Origin of the sequence: Variovorax glacialis, assembly GCF_051216375.1 — a bacterium.
GTDB lineage: Bacteria > Pseudomonadota > Gammaproteobacteria > Burkholderiales > Burkholderiaceae_C > Variovorax.
In genome coordinates, this window is sequence record NZ_JBPJZT010000004.1 from 124117 (window position 1) to 143792 (window position 19676).

Consider the following 19676-nt stretch of genomic DNA (forward strand, 5'->3'; position numbering starts at 1 on the left):
GGCTTGCTCACTTCGTGTAGCCGCCTACCCCCTTCCAGGGGGCGCAGCCCACGGCCCGGCGGAGCCGGTTCCGTGGCTGCCCACCAAGAGTGGCGTCGCGCTGCGGCTACTTTTTCACCACGGCGTAGCGCTGCAGGGTGCGGTCGCGTGCTTCGGCGTGGTCGACGATGGGCTTGGGGTAGGTTTCGCCGAGCTTGACGCCTGCGGCCACGAGTTCGACGGGCTTGGCGGTCCAGGGCGAGTGGATTTGTGCGTTTGACAGTCCGGCCAACTGCGGCAGGTAGCGGCGGATGAACTTGCCTTCGGGGTCGAAGCGTTCGCTTTGCGTCACGGGGTTGAAGATCCGGAAGTAGGGCTGAGCGTCGCAGCCGCTGGAGCTTGCCCATTGCCAGCCGCCGTTGTTCGATGACAGCTCGAAATCGTTGAGATGCACGGCGAAGTAGCGTTCGCCGCGGCGCCAGTCGATGCCGAGGTCCTTGCAGAGGAAGCTCGCCACGATCATGCGGAGGCGGTTGTGCATGTAGCCGGTCTGGTTGATTTGCGCCATGGCGGCGTCAACCAAGGGATAGCCGGTCTGTCCGTTGCACCAGGCGTCGAAGAGGCTGTCCGCGTGCTTGCCGTGGTGCCACTGGATCTTGTCGTACTCGGGCCTGAAGCTGCGGGACTCGCCGCCCTCCGCCACGTGGGGATGGTGCGCAAGGATCTGGAAATAGAAATCCCGCCAGATGAGTTCGCTGAGCCAGGTCGCTGCGCCTTGGTCGCCCTGCAGCGAAAGCTGGTGCGCGACGCCTGCGAGCTGCCGGATCGAGACGGTGCCGAAACGCAGGTGCACGCTGAGGTAGCTGGGTCCGCGCACCGACGGGAAGTCGCGTGCCTGGTGGTAGCGGTCGATGCGCTGGAAAAAGTCGTCGAACAGTGCGGCGCCGCCCTGGCTGCCGGTCGGGATGTCCAGCTCGGCCAGGTTGCTTTTCTCGAACCCGATCTCCGCCAGCGCCGGCACCGGCGCGTCGTACTTCTCCGCCATGCGCGCCAGCGCGTCCGCGTAGGTGCGCACGGGATAGGGCTTCAGGTAGAAGGGATCGACCTTCGACAGCCAGGCGCGCTTGTAGGGCGTGAAGACGGTGTAGGGTGCGCCCGCCTGGGTCAGGACCTCGTCGCGCTCGAAGACCGTATGGTCTTTGTAGGTATGGAAGGAGACGCCGGCATTGGCGAGCGCGCCGAGCACCTTGGCGTCGCGTGTCAGCGCGTCCGGTTCGTCATCGCGGTTGGCGAAGACGGCCTGGACGTCCAGCGCGCGCGCCAAGGGCGCGATCTCGTCTTCCGCGACGGCATGGCGAACGATAAGTCCGCCTCCCAGGGCTCGGAGGTCCGCATCGAGCTCGACCAGCGATTCGCGGATGAATTCGACGCGCCGGTCCACGCGGGGCAGCGGATCGAGGATCGCCCGGTCGAAAACGAACACGCAGACCACCTGCCGGCAAGCGCGCAGGGCCTGGTAGAGCGCCGCGTTGTCGTCCACGCGCAGGTCGCGGCGAAACCACATCAGGCCCTTGGGATAGATCTTGTCGACGGCCAGTAAAATCGGCGGCATGGCTTCCGATTCTGCCCCGATGAACCTCACGCATCATTTTCTGATCGCGATGCCGGGGCTGGAAGACAAATCCTTCAGCCGCAGCGTCGTCTACCTGTGCGAGCACAGCGAGCGCGGCGCGCTCGGCCTGGTGATCAACAAACCCAGCGATATCAACCTGAAGGTGCTTTTCGAGAAGATCGAACTGCATCTCTCCAGTCCCGAACTCGGCAAGGCGCCGGTGTTCCAGGGCGGCCCCGTCCAGACCGAGCGCGGCTTCGTCCTGCATGAGCCGGTGTTCGCCCAGGCGGACAAGCCGAATGAATCCGTCTATGCGTCGACCATGACCATTCCCGGCGGCCTGGAAATGACCACTTCCAAGGACGTGCTCGAAGCCCTCGCGACCGGCGCCGGCCCGCGCAAGGTGCTGGTCTCTCTCGGCTACGCGGCCTGGGGCGAGGGCCAGCTCGAATCCGAACTCGCCGAGAACAGCTGGCTGACCGTCGGTGCCGACCCTGCCGTGATCTTCGATACGCCGATCGAGCAGCGCTACGACAAGGCGTTGTCGTTGTTGGGCCTGGAAGCGTGGACCTTGTCACCTGACGCGGGGCACGCATGAGCGTTGTGGCGATGCCTGACGCTCCGGTTTCCGTTCCCTCCCATTTCCAAAGCTTCCTGGCCTTCGATTTCGGCCAGAAACGCACCGGCGTCGCCAGCGGCAATCGCCTGCTCGGGACTGCGACCCCGCAAGCCACGATCAAGGCCGAAGGCGACGCGCGCTTCGCGCAGGTCGAGGCCCGCATCCGCGAGTGGCAGCCCGACGCCCTCGTCGTTGGCGTACCCTGGCACCCCGACGGCGCGCCGCACGACAACACCCGCGCCGCCCAGCGCTTCGCCCGCCAGCTGCACGGACGCTTCAAGCTGCCCGTGTACGAGGTCGACGAGCGCTACAGCACGACCGAGGCGCTCGCCTCGGGCGCGCGCGACGCCGACGCCGCGTCGGCCTGCATCATCCTTGAACAGTTCCTGAGGAGCCTTCCGTGAACTCCATCCCTGACGCCGAAGCGCTCTACGTCGAGCTGCTGAGCGGCGTGAAATCCCTGATGCGCCCGGACACGCGCCTGGTCGGCATCACCTCCGGCGGTGCCTGGCTGGTCGAGCGCCTGCAGAAGGACCTGGGCCTGCCCGGCGCGCCGGGCGTGATCTCCTCGGCCATGCACCGCGACGACTTCGCGCGCCGCGGGCTGGCCGCGAGCGCGCAGACCACCTTGCCCTTCGACGTGAACGGGGCCGACGTGCTGCTGCTCGACGACGTGCTCTACACCGGCAGGACGATCCGCGCCGTGCTCAACGAACTGTTCGATTTCGGCCGGCCTGCACGCGTGCGCCTGGCGGTGCTGATCGACCGCGGCGGTCGCGAGCTGCCGATGGCGGCCGATTTCTCGGCCCAGCGTCTCGAACTGCCCGCGACGCAACTGCTCGCGCTCGCACGCAGCGAGAAAGGCGCCTTCAGCTTCAAGGTCGAGGAAAACACCTGATGCTCTACAAACGAAATCCCCAGCTCAACAAGCATGGCGAATTGATCCACCTGCTGTCCATCGAAGGCCTGCCGAAGGACATCGTCACCCACATCCTCGACACCGCCGCCAACTTCACGAGCGTGAGCGACCGCGAAGTGAAGAAAGTGCCGCTGCTGCGCGGCAAGAGCGTGTTCAACCTGTTCTTCGAGAACTCGACGCGCACCCGCACCACCTTCGAGATCGCGGCCAAGCGGCTGTCGGCCGACGTGATCAACCTCGACATCGCCCGCTCGTCCGCGACCAAGGGCGAATCGCTGCTCGACACGATCGCGAACCTCAGCGCGATGGCGGCCGACCTGTTCGTGGTGCGCCACAGCGAGTCCGGCGCGCCTTATCTCATCGCGCAGCACGTCGCGCCGCACGTGCACGTGGTGAATGCGGGGGATGGCCGGCATGCGCACCCGACGCAGGGCCTGCTCGACATGTACACGATCCGCCACTACAAGAAGGACTTCGCGAACCTCACCGTCGCGATCGTCGGCGACGTTCTGCATTCGCGCGTCGCGCGCTCGGACATCCACGGGCTCACCACGCTGGGCTGCGCCGAAGTGCGCGTGGTCGGCCCCAAGACCCTGGTGCCGACCGACATGGCGCAGATGGGCGTGCGCGTGTGCCACACGCTGGAAGAGGGCATCAAGGACTGCGACGTGATCATCATGCTGCGCCTGCAGAACGAGCGCATGAGCGGCGCCCTGCTGCCGTCGTCGCAGGAGTTCTTTAAGACCTTCGGCCTCACGCCCGAGAAGCTGCAACTGGCCAAGCCGGACGCCATCGTCATGCATCCGGGGCCGATCAATCGCGGGGTGGAGATCGACTCCGCCGTCGTCGACGGCAGGCAGAGCGTGATCCTGCCGCAGGTCACTTTCGGCATCGCGGTCCGCATGGCCGTGATGAGCATCGTCGCCGGGAACGAAGCATGAGCAAGCTACTGATCACCAACGGTCGCGTCGTCGACCCCGCATCGGGCCTCGACCGGAAGGCCGATGTCGCCATTGCCGACGGACAGGTCTTCGCCATCGGCGACGTCTCCAGCGAGTTCCGCGCCGAGCGCACGCTCGATGCCGAGGGCTGCCTCGTCGTGCCCGGCCTGGTCGACCTCGCCGCGCGATTGCGCGAGCCCGGCTACGAGCACGAAGGCATGCTCGAAAGCGAAATGGGCGCGGCCGTCGCCGGCGGCGTGACCAGCCTCGTCTGCCCGCCGGACACCGACCCGGTGCTCGACGAACCCGGTCTGGTCGAGATGCTCAAGTTCCGTGCCGAGAAGATGCAGCGCGCACGCCTCTTCCCGCTCGGCGCGCTCACGCGCAACCTCGCCGGCGAGGTGCTCACCGAAATGGCCGAACTCACGGAGGCCGGCTGCATCGGCTTCGGACAGGCCGACATCCCACTGGGCAACACGCAGGTGCTGCAGCGCGCGCTGCTTTACGCCAGCACCTTCGGCTACACCGTGTGGCTGCGCCCGCAGGAGCGCGACCTGGGCAAGGGCGTTGCCGCGAGCGGTCCTCTTGCCACCCGGCTCGGCCTCGCAGGCATACCTTCGGCGGCCGAGACGATCGCGATCTTCACGATCATCGAGCTCATGCGCAGCACCGGCGCGCGGGTGCACCTGTGCCGCCTGTCGAGTGCGGCCGGCGTGGCGCAAGTGCGGGCGGCCAAGGCCGAAGGTTTGCCGCTGACTTGCGACGTCAGCATCAACTCGCTGCACCTGGTGGACACGGACATCGGCTATTTCGACAGCCGCGCGCGCCTGAATCCGCCGTTGCGCCAGCAGCGCGACCGCGATGCGCTGTCGGCCGGCCTCGCCGACGGCACGATCGACGCCCTGGTGTCCGATCACACGCCGGTCGAAGCCGATGCCAAGACCCTTCCCTTCGCCGAAAGCGAAGCCGGTGCGACAGGTCTCGAACTCCTGCTGCCGCTTGCGTTGCAGTGGGCCGAACAAAGTGGGGCGGGATTGATGCGCGCGATCGAAGTCGTCAGCGCCGCCCCCGCCAGGCTGTTGGGCGCGGAAGGGGTGGGCCGGCTGGCGAAGGGCGGCGTGGCGGACCTTTGCGTGGTCGACCCGGCACTCGAATGGCAGGTGCAGCCCGACGCGCTCAGGAGCCAGGGCAAGCACACGCCTTTCAGCGGCTATGCCATGCATGGCCGCGCGCGCTTCACGCTGGTCGGCGGACGCATCGTCCACGGCTGACCCGAAGAAGCCGCCCGGATGCACGCCCTCTCCGCGAGCCTCAGGCTGCTGCGCGCCATTGCGCACATTGCAACGGGCTGGTGGACCATTCGCGCGCGATTTCCGCGCCTGTCGCCCGCCGAGCGTGAACTGCTTGTGCAGCAATGGGCCGAGCGGATGTTGAACCTCATGGGTATCAGCCTGACGGTGCAGGGCACGCCGCCTCCGCACGGCCCGGTCCTGCTGGTTTGCAACCACCTGTCATGGCTGGACATCCTCACGATCCACGCGGCACGGCACGTGCGATTCGTGTCCAAGTCGGTGGTGCGGCACTGGCCGGTGATCGGCACTCTGTCGACAGGCGCCGGCTCCCTCTACATCGAGCGCGAAAGGCGACGCGACGCGGTGCGCGTGGTACATCACATGACGGAAGCACTGCGCAGCGGCGACGTGATCGCGGTCTTTCCCGAAGGCACGACCAGCGACGGACACGGGCTGCTGCCGTTCCATGCCAACCTGCTGCAGGCGGCCATTTCCTCAGGTGTGCCGGTCCAGCCCGCAGCGCTGCGATTCGCGGACGCCGAAAGCGGGGAGACCAGCTACGCGCCGCGCTACATCGACGACGACAACCTGCTCGTCTCGGTATGGAACACCCTCAAGGCGCCGCCGCTGCTGGCGATCGTGCGTTTCGGCGAGCCACAGTCGTCGGTCGGACGCGATCGCCGCGCCTGGGCGAAGTCCCTGCACGCCGACGTTCAGGCCTTGCGCCGAGAACTCAAATAGCGACGCCCAAAAAAACAGCGCCCCGAAAGGCGCTGTGTAACGGCGCCGGGTAGCGCCGGGAGGAGGAATCGTTCACAGGACGCCGAAGACCTTCAGTCCGATGATGACCACGAGCGGGACGCCGCAGAGCCAAAGGATGATGCTTTTCATAACGGTCTCCGGTTGGTGTGTGTGAACTCACCTTAGTCAAGCGCCGGGCCGCCGGATGCCGGAAAAGACAATGGGACTGCGTGGTCCCGTGCCTACAGGCTGTCTCAGCGCTGAAGCAGTTCGAGGTAGTGATCGAGCATCTGGAAGTGATCGTCCAGAAAGCGATCCTCGCGCGCGCAGAGTTCGGCAATCGGCGTCCATTCGGCTGCGGCGGCATCGTCGTCGGCGCGCAGTGCGGGCGGTTCGCGCTCGCCCAGGTCGAAGAAGTGGCCGTGCGTGATCGTGCGGCCGCGCTGGCTCCTGTCGGGCTGGTCGAACACGTCCGTGGCCTTCAGGCACGCGCGCAGGGCGTCGGGGGGCAGGTCCAGATGCGTTTCCTCGTCGAGCTCGCGGAGAGCGGCCTGCAGCGTTGTTTCGCGTTGTTCCAGGAACCCGCCCGGCACCGCAAACAAGCCCTTGCCTGGCGCTTGTCCACGCCGGATCAGGAGAACCTTGTCCCGGCACTTGACGACGCAATCGACCGTGACCAGCACCGGCGGGTAAGGCGCCGCCGCCCACGACGCCTCGTACTGCCTGAGCAACTCCGCTTCCTCCGCGAGCGCCTCGAAATGCGGCTGTGCGCACCAGGCACGCAGGACGTCGATGCTGCTGGCCGGCATATCGCCAGCGAGCGCCGACAGCGCCGCTTCCGGCGCGGCGAAGAGGGCGTCCCGCATGGCGCTCGCGCGCCGCACCGGTACGCCGTCGGCGGCGTGCAATGTCCAGTCCGGAAAGGCCAGGAGGTATTCGCGGGTTGCATCTCTGAAATGGCCGACGAGAGCGATCGAGGGTGACGCCGATGCGCTGCTGCCGCTCAGGGCCTGCCCGACGGTTTGCCGCACGGCCTGGATCCAGCGCGACTCGTCGAAATAGTCGCGGACGGGCACGCAGTGCAGTCGCTGGCGTTCAGCCTCTGGGACGGACTGGCGGATCATCTCTGCCCGTTCCTGCCAGGTGAAAGGATGCTTGGGCGAGAGGGCCTGGAAGGCCGACCCGACCACCACGACGACCTGCTGCGCCGTGTCGAGCGCCAGCTTCAACAACGACAGATGGCCGTCGTGGAAGGGCTGGAAGCGGCCGATGAGGACAGCGATGTCATGCAGAGGCGAGAGCGGACGGGCGATCATGCGGGGGACGTGTCGTGCGGATGTTCAAGTCCACACGATACGCCCCGGATCGCCCGGATCCTGGTAGGTCAGGAACGTTTTGCCAGCATCGCGCCCAGCGCGAAGACGGAGTTCGGCGCGTTGATCCGGAGAGGAGGCCGGCTGGTCGCGGCGGCGACCGGCTCGCGCAACGGTCGTTCGCGTTCGAGCAGCACGCCCCTGGCGATCTGTTCGTCGACGAGGCTCTGGAGCGTGACCGAATCCAGGAACTCCAGGGCCCGCCGACTGGCGGAAGCCCAGAGCTCGTCCGTCGTGCAGCGCTTCACTGCGCCCGGCACTTCGTCCGGCGACTGCCTCGCCTCGTAGTCGGCGTCGCCATCGATGGCCAGGATGATGTGCGCCACAGTGATCTCGGCCGGCTTGCGGCCCAGCGAATAGCCGCCGCCGGGGCCGCGTGTGGATTCGACCAGTTGATGACGGCGCAGCTTGGCGAAAAGCTGCTCCAGGTGCGACAGCGAAATGCGCTGCCGCTGGCTGATGGAAGAGAGATTGACGGGACCCGTACGGCCCCGGAGTGCCACGTCGATCATGGCGGTGACGGCGAAGCGACCCTTGGTGGTTAGACGCATCGGTGATTCTTTCAGAGGGGGTGGGCGCATCGGGGCGCGCGGACGCGGCGATGCAATGCGCTCGCATCGAGAGGCAGGAGCCGAAGGGCTCTCGAGGCGGCGAGCCTTGGGGGACTAGGCGCGGTCGCGCGGTGGCCGCTTGGGCTGCGCGAGGAAGGGCGAAGGCGTGGCAGTCATCGCCGGTTGCGGGACCGGCTGGGATGCGGACACGGCGAGGAAGGCACGAAATTCACCCGTCGCCGCCTCGGCGCAGTTGGATCCGACATCGTCCTGGAGGGCGGAGGCATCCTCGGTGTCATGCCCGGAAGCGTCGCTGGCGGACAGATCGTGCTGAACAACGTGGGTCGGCACGGCCCCGTCGCGATCGGGCGCGCTCGCCGAGCCGTGCGCGGCGGCCGCGAAGCCGAAGCAGGACAGCATGAAGGCGATGAGAGAAGCGACGAGCCAGCGGGGCATGTGCGCTGATTTTAGGGCATGGCCCGTCCGTCGGCGAACCCCGGGTCTTCCGTGCCTTGGGCGTCAGTCCGGCTTGATGTTGGCCCGCGCGATCACCTTCGTCCAGCGCGCCTGTTCGGATGCGATGAACTGGGCAAACTGCTCCGGCGTGCCGCCGACGGCTTCGGCGGCGTCGCCGCGAAGACGCTCCGAGGCGGCGGGCGAGCGAACGGCCTTCATGGTTTCGGCCGAAAGCTTCGCCACGTTGGCGGGCGCCATGCTCGCCGGGGCAAGCATGCCGTACCACTGCGTCATCTCGAAGCCCGGGAAGCCCTGTTCCGCGACCGTGGGCACATCGGGCAACTGGGGCAGCCGCTTCGCCGAACCGGTCGCGATGCACCGCACCTTGCCGGACTTGATGAAGGGAATGATCGCAGCCGCGCCGATCGCCGACGCGTCGAGCCGGCCAGCCAGCAGGTCGGTCAGCATCGGACCGGTGCCGCGATAGGGCACGTGCAGCATGAAGACGCCCGAAGTCATCTTCAGGTATTCGAAGGCGAGGTGGCCTGCGCTGCCGTTGCCCGCGGAGCCATAGCTGAGCTTGCCCGGCTTGGACTTGGCATAGGCGATGAACTCGGTGAGGTTCTTTGCCGGCACATCCGGATGCAGCACGTACAGGCTGGGCACTTTCGCCAGCAGGCTGACGGGCTTGAAATCCTTGTTGGGGTCGTAGGGCAGCTTGTCGAAGATGTACGGATTGACCGCCAGCGTGCCGATGTGGCCGAGGATGATCGTGTGCTGGTCGTCACTGCGCGCGACCTCGGCCATGGCGATGTTGCCTGCGGCGCCGGGCTTGTTGTCGACGAAGACGCTCTGCCCGAGGGTGTTGGAGAGCTCGGCGGCAGTCGAGCGGGCCACGATTTCCGAACTCCCGCCGGGCGCGAACGGGACCACGAAGCGCACGGACTTGGTAGGCCACGCGGCCTGGGCCATCGCCATCGATGGGAGAAGACCGCCGAGACCGAGGGCGCCCGTGGCCTGGAGGAGCCGACGGCGGGCGAGAAGGGCGGGGTTCAATGAGTCTTCGGAATCCGCAGGCAAGGTGTCTCCGTTTCAGGGGGCTGGTCGCGCGTGCCTCATGGTCCGAGGCGACGGTATTCCGTGGTGCCCTCGACAGGAATCGAACCTGTATCTGAGTCTTAGGAGGACCCCGTTCTATCCATTGAACTACGAGGACGAAAGCGGCCGCAACTTTACCAGTTCAATCGAAGTGCAAGGTGTAGATCAGGTCCATCCCGCTTGGCTGCCCCGCCTGGGCGCGCAGGGTGAGCCGGGTGGTCAGGTCGTAGAAGATGAACAGCGTCCCCAGCGTCCCCGCGAGGCTGCGCTCGTAGGTGACGTAGAAATCCCGTGCCAGTCGTTTGCCGACGGTGACCGCCGAGTCGCGCACTTCGCCGCTCTCGCCCGGTCCCTTGAAGCCGATCTCGTCGAGTCCGAAGCGGCTCGCGAGGCCTCCGCCGGTGTTGCCGGTGCCGAGGCCGCCCAGCACCGCCAGCGCGGCCTGCTGCAGGATCACCGATTCGCCGCCGCTGGTGGCCGAGGCGCGGCCCAGCATGAGCCATGAGAGCGTCTCCTGGTCCGAAAGCTGCGGCGACGAGTACAGGCGCACGCGCGGCGACTGCGCGGTGCCGGTGATGGCGACGCCGGCCCGCTGGGAGATGTTCGGGCGGATGGCCAGGACGTCGAGTTGCGGGTTGTCGAACGGGCCGTTGAAGCGCGCGATGCCGGTTTCGATGTTGAGCTGCTGCCCATAGGCGCGATATTGGCCGTTGACCGTCCGGACCTCGCCCGTGATGCGTGGTGGCGCGCCGACGGCGTTGCTGCGGATGTCGAGCTTGCCCGCGAGCCGGGTGGTGACGCCGCGCCCCTGGACCGCGAAGTCTTCGCCGAGGTCGAAGGTCACCGCGATGTCCGGCGGCTTGGCGGTCTGGGCCTTGGCCACTTCCGCCTGGTTGGCCGCCGCGCGGCGCTCGGCTTCGATCGCGGCCTCGCGGTCGATGGCGGCCGAGCGGATCACGACGTCGCTGCCGAGGCTGGGCGCGGTCTGTTCGGGCAGGATGATGACGGCGCGATCGGTGCGGAGATCGCCCCGCACGGTGAACTGGCCGCCTTCCAGCTTTGTCTGCACATCGCCCGAGAGAGTGACCTGCCGATCGGCGCGAACCAGCACGCGCAAGGCGCGAACCTGGGCCTGCATCGACATTCGGATGCCCGTGCCGGCACCCGCGGCGGGCGAAGGGCCCCACGACAGTTCGCCGCGCGCGGAAACCGTGCCGCCGTCGCGCGAGGCCTCGCTCGCGGCGGTGCTCAGGTTGCCGCTCTGGCCTGCAATGCGGGTCTGGCTGCCAGCACCGCCCTTGAGCGTGAACTCGGTGATCTCGACGCGATTGCCCTCGAGCTTCGCCCGCAGGCGTCCGTCGCGAAGGTCCAGGCCTTCGACCAGCGCGCGCAGCGCGAGCTGGTCGGCGCCCAGTGTGCCGCTCCAGCGCGGGTCGGCGCGGGTGCCCGAGAGCGTGGCGTCGGTCTGCAGCGTGCCGGCCATGCGCCAACCGGGCGGCGCCAGCATCGACCAGACGCCGAGGTTGGGCATCCGCGCCGTGACGCGGCCGGTCAGCGGTGCGTCGGCGGCCCATTGCCAGCCGCCCTGGCGTTGCTGCACGCGCGTGCTGGCCTCGATGCGGATCTCGCCGGCGCGTTCGCTTTCCCACGCGAGATTGCCACGCACCGTGTCGCCTTCGGCGTCGACTTTCAGTTCGGCCAGGCGAAGGCCCGCGGGTGTGCTGGCGCCAGGGCCGGCCGCGTCCATGGTGGTTTCGCTGGGCGTGCCGGTGCCGTGGCTGGTGATGCGCGTGACCATCGCGGCCTCGCCGGCTTGCACGCGAAGGTCGCCGCTCTTGCGGATCAGTCGGGCGTGGGCGCCCAGCTTGTCGCCGGCATCGATGTCCCAGTCGCCGTCGAACACGAGGTCGCCGCTGAAGCCGACCGTCGAGAGGGTTGCACCTTGACCGAAGGCTTCCGCCCATGCCATCGGCAGGCCCTGCATCCGGCCCTTGGACTGGACGCGGAACGCGCGGCTGGATTCCGCGCCGGAGCGGCTGACGCGCAGGGGCTCCCAGTCGATCTGCACCGTGCCGGGCAGGGGACCGCGCAGCGTGGCCGCCGCGGCGGACGCCTCGACCTCCAGCCGCGCATTGGTGCCCGCGACGTTACGGATCGTGGCGCTGACGGCGCGGCTCAGTTCCACCGTCCACGGACCGGGACGGGTGCTGTCCTGCGCCTGGACGCGCAGGCTGGCGAGCGCGGCGCGCCACTGGTTCGCGCGTTCGATGCCGCCGCTGCCGCGGGCGTCGAGGGTGACCTTCTGCGTGCCGCTCATCGCTTCGCCCTTGAGCGCCAGCGTGGCCTGGGCCAGGCTGCCCCCCACCTCCGCACGCACGCCGCTGAAGGCGATGGCCGTTGCGGGGTCCGCCGGGGTGGCGGGCGGAAGGCGCAGATCGAGCTTGGGCGCCGTCAGGGTCGCCTGCAGGGTCGGCTCGCCGACACCGCGCGGTGCGGGTTCGTTCGCGTTCTGGAAGCGACGCTGCATGGCCTGCCATCCGCCTTGCCAGGTGGCGTCGAGGCGTGCGTTGCCCTGGACGGACACGCCGCCGAACGGGTTGTTCAGTTCGGGCAGCCCCTCGATCCAACCCTGCAATGCACCGGCATCTTCGACCTGGGCCGTGACCTGCCCACTGCCCGTGGCGGGCGCGATGCGGCCCTGCACCTGCACGCTGCCGCCCGGCACGACGAGGTTCAGGTTGCCGTTGCCGGCCTGCTCGTCGACAAGCAGTTGCAGCCGACCGTCGAGGCTGGCGCGCCGGGCTTCGACGCGCAGGGTGCGCAAATCGAGAACCCTGTCCTTCCACTGGCCCTGCGCTTGGGCGCGCTCGAGCCGCAGGCCGTCCGCATCCCTGCTGCCCGCGCCGCCGTCGGCCCGGAGCGCGACGTCGAAGCGCAGCGCTTCGCCCTGCTGGTCGGCTTTCACGGTACCCGTGAGGGGTGCGCCGGCGAGTTGCGTGTGGAGCGCGCCGAGCTGCACGCCGCGGATGGTGGCGTTCGCCTTCCAGGGCGCTGGCGCAGGGCTCCAGTTGCCGTCGGCCTGGATCTGGCCGCCGCCGGTCTGGATCGTGGCTTCGGGCAATGTCCAATTGGTGCCGTCGAAGGTGGCGCGCGCCCTGGCCTGCTCGGCGGGTAGCTTGCCGGTGTCCCAGGGGCCGGGCGCCGCGTTGCGGATGTCGGCGCTGGCCTGCCAGCCCAGGGCGCCGAGCGTCGCGTCGGGCCCGGCCTCGATCTCGCCGGTGAGCTGGGTGGCGGGCGCTTCTGGCCACAGGCGGGCGAGATCGACGTTCTCGAGCTGCGCCTTGGCGTCGATCACGGGCTGCGTTTGCCAGGGCGCGATGTTGGCCTGCACCTGCGCCCGCATCGGCGGCTCCGCACCTTCCTCGACCGGTTGCAGATTCGCTGCCACGGCGAGGCGCGCGTCGGCGCCGGCCAGCGTGCCCTTCGCGCTGGCTTCGGCCAGCACGTCGATGCTCCGGTCCGCGGCGAGCGCGGCGCGCACGCGGCCCTTGAGCGTCGCATCGATCGCCATCGGCGCCGGACCCTGCAGCTTGACTTGCGCGCCGTAGTGGCCGTCGGCGACGTCGACGCCTTCCACATCGAGCAGATGGTGCGAATCGACATAGCGGTAGCGGCCTGCAAGCATCGTGGCCTGGAGCGCCGGCGGACCGGCCCAGCGCAGATCGTCGACGCGGAACGGTAGCTCGATCTCCACGGGCAGCACGATCTGCTGCAGCGGCTCGACGGGCTTGTCGTCGCGCGGGCCGCGTTGTTCGATCAGCACCTGGCCGGCGTGCACCTCGCCCAGCTGGACTCGGCGTCGGAGCAAGGGCATGAGTTCCCAGCCGATACGGGCGTCCGTCACCTCCACGGCCAGGCTCGGGCTTTCCCATCGTAGCCAGGCAATCCGTCCGCCTGCACGGAGCGAACCGGTGACGTCACGGCTTTGCAGCGTCTGGTCGGAGGGAAGGTAGCGTGCCGTCTGCGCAAGGGCGAAGGCGAGGGATTGGCTCGTGCCGAGCCACCACCACGCGCCGGCCGCGACTGCCAGCACAAGGAGAACCAGCCCGGTCACGGTCCACGCGAATGCGCGGAGCGCGCGACGCCCGAACGAACGGCGCGCCGGCGGCGGCGGCGGCGTGGCTTGTTCGGAGGTTTCGGTCGCCATGGGTCTGCTGATCTCAGAAGGTGAAGCCGAGCCGGAAGTGAAGCCTGAACTGCTGCACCTGCACGCCATAAGCCACATCGATCTGCACCGGCCCGATCGGGCTGCGCCAGCGGGCGCCGACGCCGACGCCCACCTGGGCCTTCATGTCGCTGGGATGGTCGGCCACCGCGCCGACGTCGACGAAGACTGCGCTCTCCCACTCGGTCATTTTTCCGTCGTACACGATGGGCCGTTGCCATTCGACGCTGGCAAGGCCGAGGTAGCGCCCGGCAACGACGGCGGTGTCGGGCCGGATGGCGCCGATGGAACGATAGGCGTAGCCGCGCACCGTGGTGTCGCCACCGGTCAGGAAGTTCAGCGTGGCGGGAATCTGCGCGTTGTCGTTGGCGACCACCGCGCCGAGTTCGGACCGCAGCTGGATGCGGCTGCTCCGGGCCTGCGACCGGTCTGCGCTTTCCACCGAGCCGACCGGAACGATCCCGACCCAGCGTGCATAGGTGCGCGTGAAGGGAAAGCGCTCGCCGGTCAGCGTGTAGCCCGCGGCGAGTTCCAGCGCGATTCCCTGGCCGCGGGACGGCGCCGCGGCGTTGTCGAAATAGCGGCCGGTCCAGCCCCAGTTGACGCTCAACGCCGAAGCGGATGGCGGAGGGAGAAAGCCATGGTTCTGCGCATAGTCGTACTGCAGGAAGTAGCTGCGGTCGATATGGTCGCTGGCCTGGCTGCGGCCGCCGCGCAGGCGCCCGCTGTCGACCGTGTAGCTGCCGGAGACTTCGTTCTTGAGCTGCGCCGATCCGAACGAACGCCATCCGTCGTCGCCCGGGATCGCGCTCCACTCGGTGCCGAGCGATTTTTTGTCCTTGTCGTAATAGAGGCCGGTCACGGCCCGCCAGCCCAGCAGGGGCATGCTGTTGTGGATGTGGTCGAGCGACACGCGAAACCCGCTGTCGGTCGTGAAGCCGACGCCGGCCACGACTTTCTGCAGTTGCGCTTCGCGCACCTGCGCGATCACGGGTGCCGTCTGTGGATCGGTGTCCTGCGTGTCGAGCGTGAGGAACACGGACTCGAAATAGCCGCTGGCGGCCAGCCGCTGCTGCGCGTCCAGGAGCTGCTGGCGGTCGTAGTCGGATCCGAAAGGGACGCGCGCGATCCGGCGGATGCTGTCGGCGTCGTACCGCTGATTGCCCTGCACCACCAGCGGGCCGAAGCGATAGGCGGGGCCTGACGCGAGCGTGACGCCCAGCTTGGCCTCGCTCCGATCGGCGTCTATCTCGGCGCGGCTCGTGAGGATGCTGCCGGTCGGATAGCGCCGTGCCGTCAGGCTGCGGACGGCGGCGGCCTTGGCGTTGTCCCAGGCCTGTTGGTTGAACGGCTGGCCCGCGCGCATCGGCCAATCGACGCGGATGGCGTCGCGCCGCGATTCGGACGCCTGATCGTCCGCGATGGGGCCGCTGAAATCGATCTTCACGTTGCTCACGCGCGTGAGTTCGCCCGGCTCGACCGTGATCCTCACCTCGCGCGGGGCCTTGCCGTCGGGCGTTTCCAGCAGTTCGAGCGTCAGGCTCGGCGTGAAGTAGCCGAGGGTGTTCAGGAGTTCGCGCGCGTTGCCCTCGGCCGCGACCATCAGGCGCGACAGCTCGATGGCACCGAGGTCGTCGACCTGGCGGTAGCGCTGGATTTCCAGGTTGTTCACCAGGTAGTCGTGCACGGCGTCCGGGGCGCGTACGTCGACGGTGAACGCATCGCGGCCCTTGGTCCCGCGGGTCTCACCGGCGACCGGGCTCGCGGCCGAGCCCGTCTCTGCGCCCTCTTTGGACGGCAGAAGGCTGCAACCCTGCAAAAGTAGGATGCCTGCAAATAACAACGCCGGCATCCAAGCCGGCGTGAGTAGAGGGACCAACCCAAGCATGCGGGCATTTTGACAGCATGCGAACCCGCTTCCGGGTCACCCCGGCCAGTCGAACGCCCAGCGGCGATCAGCGCCCGGTGATTTTTCGTCCCAGTGCCCAGACAACGGGCGGCACGATCATGCGGGCGAAGGTCTTGACCTTGTCGACACGCGCGGGCCGCATGAAGACCGAAGCGGACTCGTCGCCGTGCAGCTTGCCGGCAAGCGGACTGGTGTAGTAGTAGGCCGCGACCGAACGGCGCGGGCGGCCATCGGGCGTCTGAAGGACCTTGGTATGCCCGTGGTAGCTCTTCTGGCCGTGCGGCAACAGAATGGTCCGCCCGAATTCAGGCTGGACGGTCGACACGATGTGATTCGCCTTCTTGTCCCAGAGCTCGAGCGCCGAACCCCATTCCGGATCCCAGCCCTTGTTGAGGTAGGTGATGAAGACCATCTCGTTCTTCAACCCAAGATGCCGGTGGTGGTTGAAGTCGCGGTGCACCGCAAAGCTCGCTCCGTTGCGGCTCTCGTGCAGCCCGCCGCCGAAGAGTTTGGGGTCGGGCAGCAGATAGGCGACGTCGGTAAGGGACGAGAGCCATTCGGTGAACCAGCCCGAATTGACGATGTCGAAGTAGACCTGCTGTGCGGGACCCAGCGCCACCCCGAGGACCGAACGCCGCGTGCACTCGTACTTGCTCCTGATTTCGGCCCAGGCGGATTCCGGAACCATGTCGAACTCTTCCGCGACCAGATCCAGCAGATCCGGGTTGAAGATGCCATCGAGCACGAGATGCGGGAAGGGGCTGGCGTCGAGGAGCCTGTGCCGGAGGCGCTGTCGATGCTCGGGAACGAACAGCGACTGGTCGACGAGTTCGTCGACAGGCAATCGCACGCCGCGAATACTGAGATAGTCGGGCGGTGTCCTGAAGGCCGCCTTGGCCGAATCGACCGCGAGGGTTCGTTCATGCACCGAGGACTCGGGGAATGACAGCAGGGCAGACACGGCAGCACCTCCTCGGATTCGGGTGGAAGAGTTTTTCTGAATCCTTAAGTGTTAAATGTAGCGGACACTCAAGCTGTGTGTGACAAAAGTTTTCCGCCGCGTGTCGATTAGTTGACAGTTTCTACCCCCGACAAGGGAGAGTGACGGAACCGTTACTTTATTTTGACAACAGCCGCATCGCATCCTCCAGCCCCCGGAGAGTGAGCGGATACATGCGGTGCGAAACCAGCTGCTGCATCACGGCGATGCTCTGGCGGTATTGCCAGACGCCCTGAGGCTCCGGATTGACCCAGGCGAACTTCGGGAAGGCGTGCGTGAGGCGCTGGATCCACTCGGCGCCCGCTTCCTCGTTGTTGTATTCGACGCTGCCGCCCGGCTGCAGGATCTCGTAGGGGCTCATCGTCGCGTCGCCCACGAAGATCAGCTTGTAGTCCTTGTTGTACTTGCGGATGATGTCCCAGGTCGCGAACTTCTCGGAATAGCGGCGGCGGTTGTTCTTCCACATGAAGTCGTACACGCAGTTGTGGAAGTAATAGAACTCCAGGTGCTTGAACTCGGTCTTGACCGCCGAGAAGAGCTCCTCGACACGCTGGATGTGCTCGTCCATCGTGCCGCCGACATCCATCAGCAGCAGCACCTTCACGTTGTTGTGACGCTCGGGCCGCATCTTGATGTCGAGATAGCCCGCATTGGCGGCGGTCTTGTGGATGGTCTCGTCGAGGTCCAGTTCTTCCTCGTGGCCTTCACGCGCAAACTTGCGAAGCTTGCGCAAGGCCATCTTGATGTTGCGCGTGCCGAGTTCCTGGCTGTCGTCGTAGTCCTTGTAGGCCCGCTGATCCCACACCTTGACCGCGCTCTTGTTCTTGCCGGCGCCGCCGATCCGTACGCCCTGCGGGTTGTAGCCGCCGTGGCCGAAGGGTGAGGTGCCGCCCGTCCCGATCCATCGGTTGCCGCCTTCGTGCCGTTCCTTCTGCTCTTCGAAGCGCTTCTTGAGCGTTTCCATGAGCTCGTCCCAGCCCATCTTCTCGATCTTGGCCTTTTCCTCGGCGGTGAACTCGCGCTCTAGCGTCTTGCGCAGCCAGTCGAGCGGAATCTCCTTGGTGAAGTCGGCCAGCATCTCGACGCCCTTGAAGTAGGCGGCGAAGGCGCGATCGAACTTGTCGTAGTGCTTCTCGTCCTTTACCAGCGCGGTACGCGACAGGTAATAGAAATCGTCGAGGCTGAAGGCGTCCTCGGAATTCGGGCCGACGACGTCGGCCTGCAAGGCTTCGAGCAGGGTGAGGTATTCCTTGACCGAAACCGGCAGCTTGGCGGAACGCAGGGTGTAGAAGAAGTCGATCAGCATGGCGAATCACTCCTGAGGCGAAGGGCTCGTGTGGGGCTTGTCCAGCAGGTAGAGCAACTGGGCCCGCACCTCGGGCCACTCCCCCGAGCGCAGGCTGTACATGACGGTGTCGCGGATGGTGCCGTCGCGGCGCAGCGCATGGCCGCGGATCACGCCGTCCTTCCTCGCGCCGAGGCGCTCGATGGCACGCTGCGACGCGTGGTTGAAGTTGTCCGTGCGCCAGCCCACCACGTGGCAGCCGAGCGCATCGAACGCATGGCTGAGCATCAGGTACTTGCAGGTGGTGTTGACGTGCGTGCGCTGGCAGCGGCGGGCATACCACGTGTAGCCGATCTCGACCCGCTTCACCGCGGGCAGGATGTCGTGGAAGCTCGTGCTGCCGAGCACCTCGCCGCTGGCCTCGTCGGTCACGGCGAAAGCGAAGCGGTTGCCGGCCTCGCGCATCTGAAGCGCGCTTTCGATGTAGCTGCGCGTGTCCTTCGGTTCGGGCACCGAGGTCACGCGGATGTTCCACAACTCGCCATCGGCCGCCGCGGCGCGAAGGCCTTCCTCGTGATCCAGCGACAACGGCACCAGCGCGATCCCGCGCGCCGTCAGCGTGACAGGTTCGACGAACGCCATCCCGTCATCCTCTCAAAGGCAAAGGCGACATGCCAGGAACACCGCGGAACCGGCTTCGCCGGGCCGCCGGTGTTGCCCCCTGGAAGAGGGTAGGCGAAGCGACACGGAGTGCGCGAAGCCTGGGGGTCATCGATTATTCCGTTGCATGAAGACGAGCTTCTCGAACAGGGTCACGTCCTGCTCATTCTTGAGCAACGCGCCGACCAGCGGCGGCACGGCGACCTTGTCGTCCTTGCTCTGCAGCGCTTCCAGCGGAATGTCCTCGGCAACCAGCAGCTTGAGCCAGTCGAGCAGCTCGGAGGTCGACGGCTTCTTCTTCAGGCCGGGCAGGTTGCGCACGTCGTAGAAGGTCTTCATCGCCGAGGTGAGCAGCTCCTGCTTCAGTCCGGGGAAGTGCACCGCGACGATGCTCTTCATCGTATCGGCATCGGGGAACTTGATGTAGTGGAAGAAGCAGCGGCGCAGGAAGGCGTCCGGCAGTTCCTTCTCGTTGTTGGAGGTGATGAACACCACCGGGCGGTGCTTCGCGCGGATCAGCTCGCGCGTCTCGTAGCAATAGAACTCCATGCGATCGATCTCGCGCAAGAGATCGTTCGGGAATTCGATGTCGGCCTTGTCGATCTCGTCGATCAGCAGCGCCACCGGCTCGTCGGAAGTGAAGGCCTGCCACAACACGCCCTTGACGATGTAGTTGTGGATGTCCTTCACGCGCTCGTCGCCCAGCTGCGAATCGCGCAGGCGGCTCACCGCGTCATATTCATAGAGACCCTGCTGGGCCTTGGTGGTCGACTTGATGTGCCACTGGAGCAGCGGCAGGTCGAGCGCCTGGGCCACTTCTTCCGCGAGCATCGTCTTGCCGGTGCCGGGCTCGCCCTTGACGAGCAGAGGTCGTTTGAGCGTGATGGCCGCGTTGACGGCGAGCATCAGATCCTGTGTGGCGACGTAGTTGTCTGAACCCTTGAATTTCATGGATGGCGTGGTGCAGGGTGGTTGAAAGAACACAACATTGGCCAGCGCTGCCGAGCGTTCCGACT

17 protein-coding genes and 1 tRNA gene are annotated in these 19676 nt (G+C 67.0%); 6 read left to right on the forward strand and 12 right to left on the reverse strand.

The annotated features are described in order from the left end of the window. Positions 1–106: 106 nt before the first annotated feature. On the reverse strand, positions 107–1591 hold the full coding sequence (locus ACSFBL_RS12205; RefSeq protein ID WP_435516048.1) for a cryptochrome/photolyase family protein: 1485 nt from the start codon (positions 1589–1591) through the stop codon (positions 107–109). On the opposite strand from ACSFBL_RS12205, the gene ACSFBL_RS12210 reads away from it, so the two are divergent. The 6 genes from ACSFBL_RS12210 to ACSFBL_RS12235 are packed head-to-tail and all read left to right on the forward strand — an operon-like array spanning position 1590 to position 6103. Then, on the forward strand, positions 1590–2189 hold the full coding sequence (locus tag ACSFBL_RS12210) for a YqgE/AlgH family protein (RefSeq protein WP_435516049.1): 600 nt from the start codon (positions 1590–1592) through the stop codon (positions 2187–2189). The genes ACSFBL_RS12205 and ACSFBL_RS12210 overlap by 2 nt on opposite strands. Positions 2190–2200: 11 nt before the next feature. Continuing rightward, positions 2201–2614 carry a Holliday junction resolvase RuvX gene (ruvX, locus tag ACSFBL_RS12215; protein WP_435516050.1) on the forward strand — a complete coding sequence of 138 codons (414 nt, stop codon included), beginning with the start codon at positions 2201–2203 and terminating at the stop codon, positions 2612–2614. Beyond that, a complete protein-coding gene (gene pyrR / locus ACSFBL_RS12220; protein WP_435516051.1) occupies positions 2611–3108 on the forward strand; it encodes a bifunctional pyr operon transcriptional regulator/uracil phosphoribosyltransferase PyrR in 498 nt (165 codons plus the stop codon). Before ruvX ends, pyrR begins: the two co-directional genes overlap by 4 nt. Further along, positions 3108–4070 (forward strand): aspartate carbamoyltransferase catalytic subunit, encoded by a 963-nt coding sequence (locus ACSFBL_RS12225; protein ID WP_435516052.1) that lies wholly within the window; start codon positions 3108–3110, stop codon positions 4068–4070. The genes pyrR and ACSFBL_RS12225 overlap by 1 nt, the downstream gene beginning before the upstream one ends. Then, entirely contained in the window at positions 4067–5341 is a 1275-nt protein-coding gene (locus ACSFBL_RS12230) for a dihydroorotase (protein ID WP_435516053.1), read from the forward strand. Before ACSFBL_RS12225 ends, ACSFBL_RS12230 begins: the two co-directional genes overlap by 4 nt. An 18-nt stretch (positions 5342–5359) precedes the next feature. Then, positions 5360–6103: a lysophospholipid acyltransferase family protein gene (locus ACSFBL_RS12235; protein WP_435516054.1), complete on the forward strand. Its 744-nt coding sequence runs from the start codon at positions 5360–5362 to the stop codon at positions 6101–6103. A 254-nt stretch (positions 6104–6357) separates the two neighbouring features. Here the strand turns inward: ACSFBL_RS12235 and ACSFBL_RS12240 are convergent, their stop codons facing one another. The 11 genes from ACSFBL_RS12240 to ACSFBL_RS12290 all read right to left on the reverse strand — a co-directional run bounded on the left by ACSFBL_RS12240 (position 6358) and on the right by ACSFBL_RS12290 (position 19611). Further along, positions 6358–7419, reverse strand: coding sequence for an NUDIX domain-containing protein (locus ACSFBL_RS12240; RefSeq protein WP_435516055.1), 1062 nt, complete (start codon positions 7417–7419; stop codon positions 6358–6360). A gap of 68 nt (positions 7420–7487) precedes the next feature. Next, a complete protein-coding gene (locus ACSFBL_RS12245) occupies positions 7488–8027 on the reverse strand; it encodes an Rrf2 family transcriptional regulator (RefSeq protein WP_435516056.1) in 540 nt (179 codons plus the stop codon). A gap of 114 nt (positions 8028–8141) precedes the next feature. After that, the gene (locus ACSFBL_RS12250; RefSeq protein ID WP_435516057.1) at positions 8142–8483 is read right to left on the reverse strand and encodes a hypothetical protein; all 342 of its coding nucleotides are present in this window, start codon (positions 8481–8483) and stop codon (positions 8142–8144) included. A 63-nt stretch (positions 8484–8546) separates the two neighbouring features. Further along, on the reverse strand, positions 8547–9539 hold the full coding sequence (locus tag ACSFBL_RS12255) for a Bug family tripartite tricarboxylate transporter substrate binding protein (RefSeq protein ID WP_435516058.1): 993 nt from the start codon (positions 9537–9539) through the stop codon (positions 8547–8549). Positions 9540–9624: 85 nt separating this feature from the next. Then, a tRNA-Arg gene (locus ACSFBL_RS12260) sits at positions 9625–9699 on the reverse strand. A 24-nt stretch (positions 9700–9723) separates the two neighbouring features. Beyond that, entirely contained in the window at positions 9724–13788 is a 4065-nt protein-coding gene (locus ACSFBL_RS12265; protein ID WP_435516059.1) for a translocation/assembly module TamB domain-containing protein, read from the reverse strand. Positions 13789–13801: 13 nt separating this feature from the next. Further along, a complete protein-coding gene (locus ACSFBL_RS12270) occupies positions 13802–15694 on the reverse strand; it encodes an autotransporter assembly complex protein TamA (RefSeq protein ID WP_435516060.1) in 1893 nt (630 codons plus the stop codon). 67 nt (positions 15695–15761) lie between these two features. Continuing rightward, positions 15762–16676 carry a 2OG-Fe(II) oxygenase gene (locus ACSFBL_RS12275; RefSeq protein WP_435516061.1) on the reverse strand — a complete coding sequence of 305 codons (915 nt, stop codon included), beginning with the start codon at positions 16674–16676 and terminating at the stop codon, positions 15762–15764. 157 nt (positions 16677–16833) lie between these two features. Beyond that, positions 16834–18021: a vWA domain-containing protein gene (locus ACSFBL_RS12280; RefSeq protein WP_435516062.1), complete on the reverse strand. Its 1188-nt coding sequence runs from the start codon at positions 18019–18021 to the stop codon at positions 16834–16836. Between the two features lie 6 nt (positions 18022–18027). Continuing rightward, positions 18028–18642 carry a GNAT family N-acetyltransferase gene (locus tag ACSFBL_RS12285; protein ID WP_435516063.1) on the reverse strand — a complete coding sequence of 205 codons (615 nt, stop codon included), beginning with the start codon at positions 18640–18642 and terminating at the stop codon, positions 18028–18030. 126 nt (positions 18643–18768) lie between these two features. Beyond that, a complete protein-coding gene (locus tag ACSFBL_RS12290) occupies positions 18769–19611 on the reverse strand; it encodes an AAA family ATPase (protein WP_435516064.1) in 843 nt (280 codons plus the stop codon). Positions 19612–19676: the final 65 nt, after the last annotated feature.

Coding starts and splice junctions, on each gene's coding strand:
- ACSFBL_RS12210 (WP_435516049.1), top strand. CDS start 1,590: ATGGCTTCCGATTCTGCCCCGATGAACCTCACGCATCATTTTCTGATC.
- ACSFBL_RS12205 (WP_435516048.1), bottom strand. CDS start 1,591: ATGCCGCCGATTTTACTGGCCGTCGACAAGATCTATCCCAAGGGCCTG.
- ruvX (WP_435516050.1), top strand. CDS start 2,201: ATGCCTGACGCTCCGGTTTCCGTTCCCTCCCATTTCCAAAGCTTCCTG.
- ACSFBL_RS12225 (WP_435516052.1), top strand. CDS start 3,108: ATGCTCTACAAACGAAATCCCCAGCTCAACAAGCATGGCGAATTGATC.
- ACSFBL_RS12230 (WP_435516053.1), top strand. CDS start 4,067: ATGAGCAAGCTACTGATCACCAACGGTCGCGTCGTCGACCCCGCATCG.
- ACSFBL_RS12235 (WP_435516054.1), top strand. CDS start 5,360: ATGCACGCCCTCTCCGCGAGCCTCAGGCTGCTGCGCGCCATTGCGCAC.
- ACSFBL_RS12240 (WP_435516055.1), bottom strand. CDS start 7,419: ATGATCGCCCGTCCGCTCTCGCCTCTGCATGACATCGCTGTCCTCATC.
- ACSFBL_RS12245 (WP_435516056.1), bottom strand. CDS start 8,027: ATGCGTCTAACCACCAAGGGTCGCTTCGCCGTCACCGCCATGATCGAC.
- ACSFBL_RS12250 (WP_435516057.1), bottom strand. CDS start 8,483: ATGCCCCGCTGGCTCGTCGCTTCTCTCATCGCCTTCATGCTGTCCTGC.
- ACSFBL_RS12265 (WP_435516059.1), bottom strand. CDS start 13,788: ATGGCGACCGAAACCTCCGAACAAGCCACGCCGCCGCCGCCGCCGGCG.
- ACSFBL_RS12270 (WP_435516060.1), bottom strand. CDS start 15,694: ATGCTTGGGTTGGTCCCTCTACTCACGCCGGCTTGGATGCCGGCGTTG.
- ACSFBL_RS12280 (WP_435516062.1), bottom strand. CDS start 18,021: ATGCTGATCGACTTCTTCTACACCCTGCGTTCCGCCAAGCTGCCGGTT.
- ACSFBL_RS12285 (WP_435516063.1), bottom strand. CDS start 18,642: ATGGCGTTCGTCGAACCTGTCACGCTGACGGCGCGCGGGATCGCGCTG.
- ACSFBL_RS12290 (WP_435516064.1), bottom strand. CDS start 19,611: ATGAAATTCAAGGGTTCAGACAACTACGTCGCCACACAGGATCTGATG.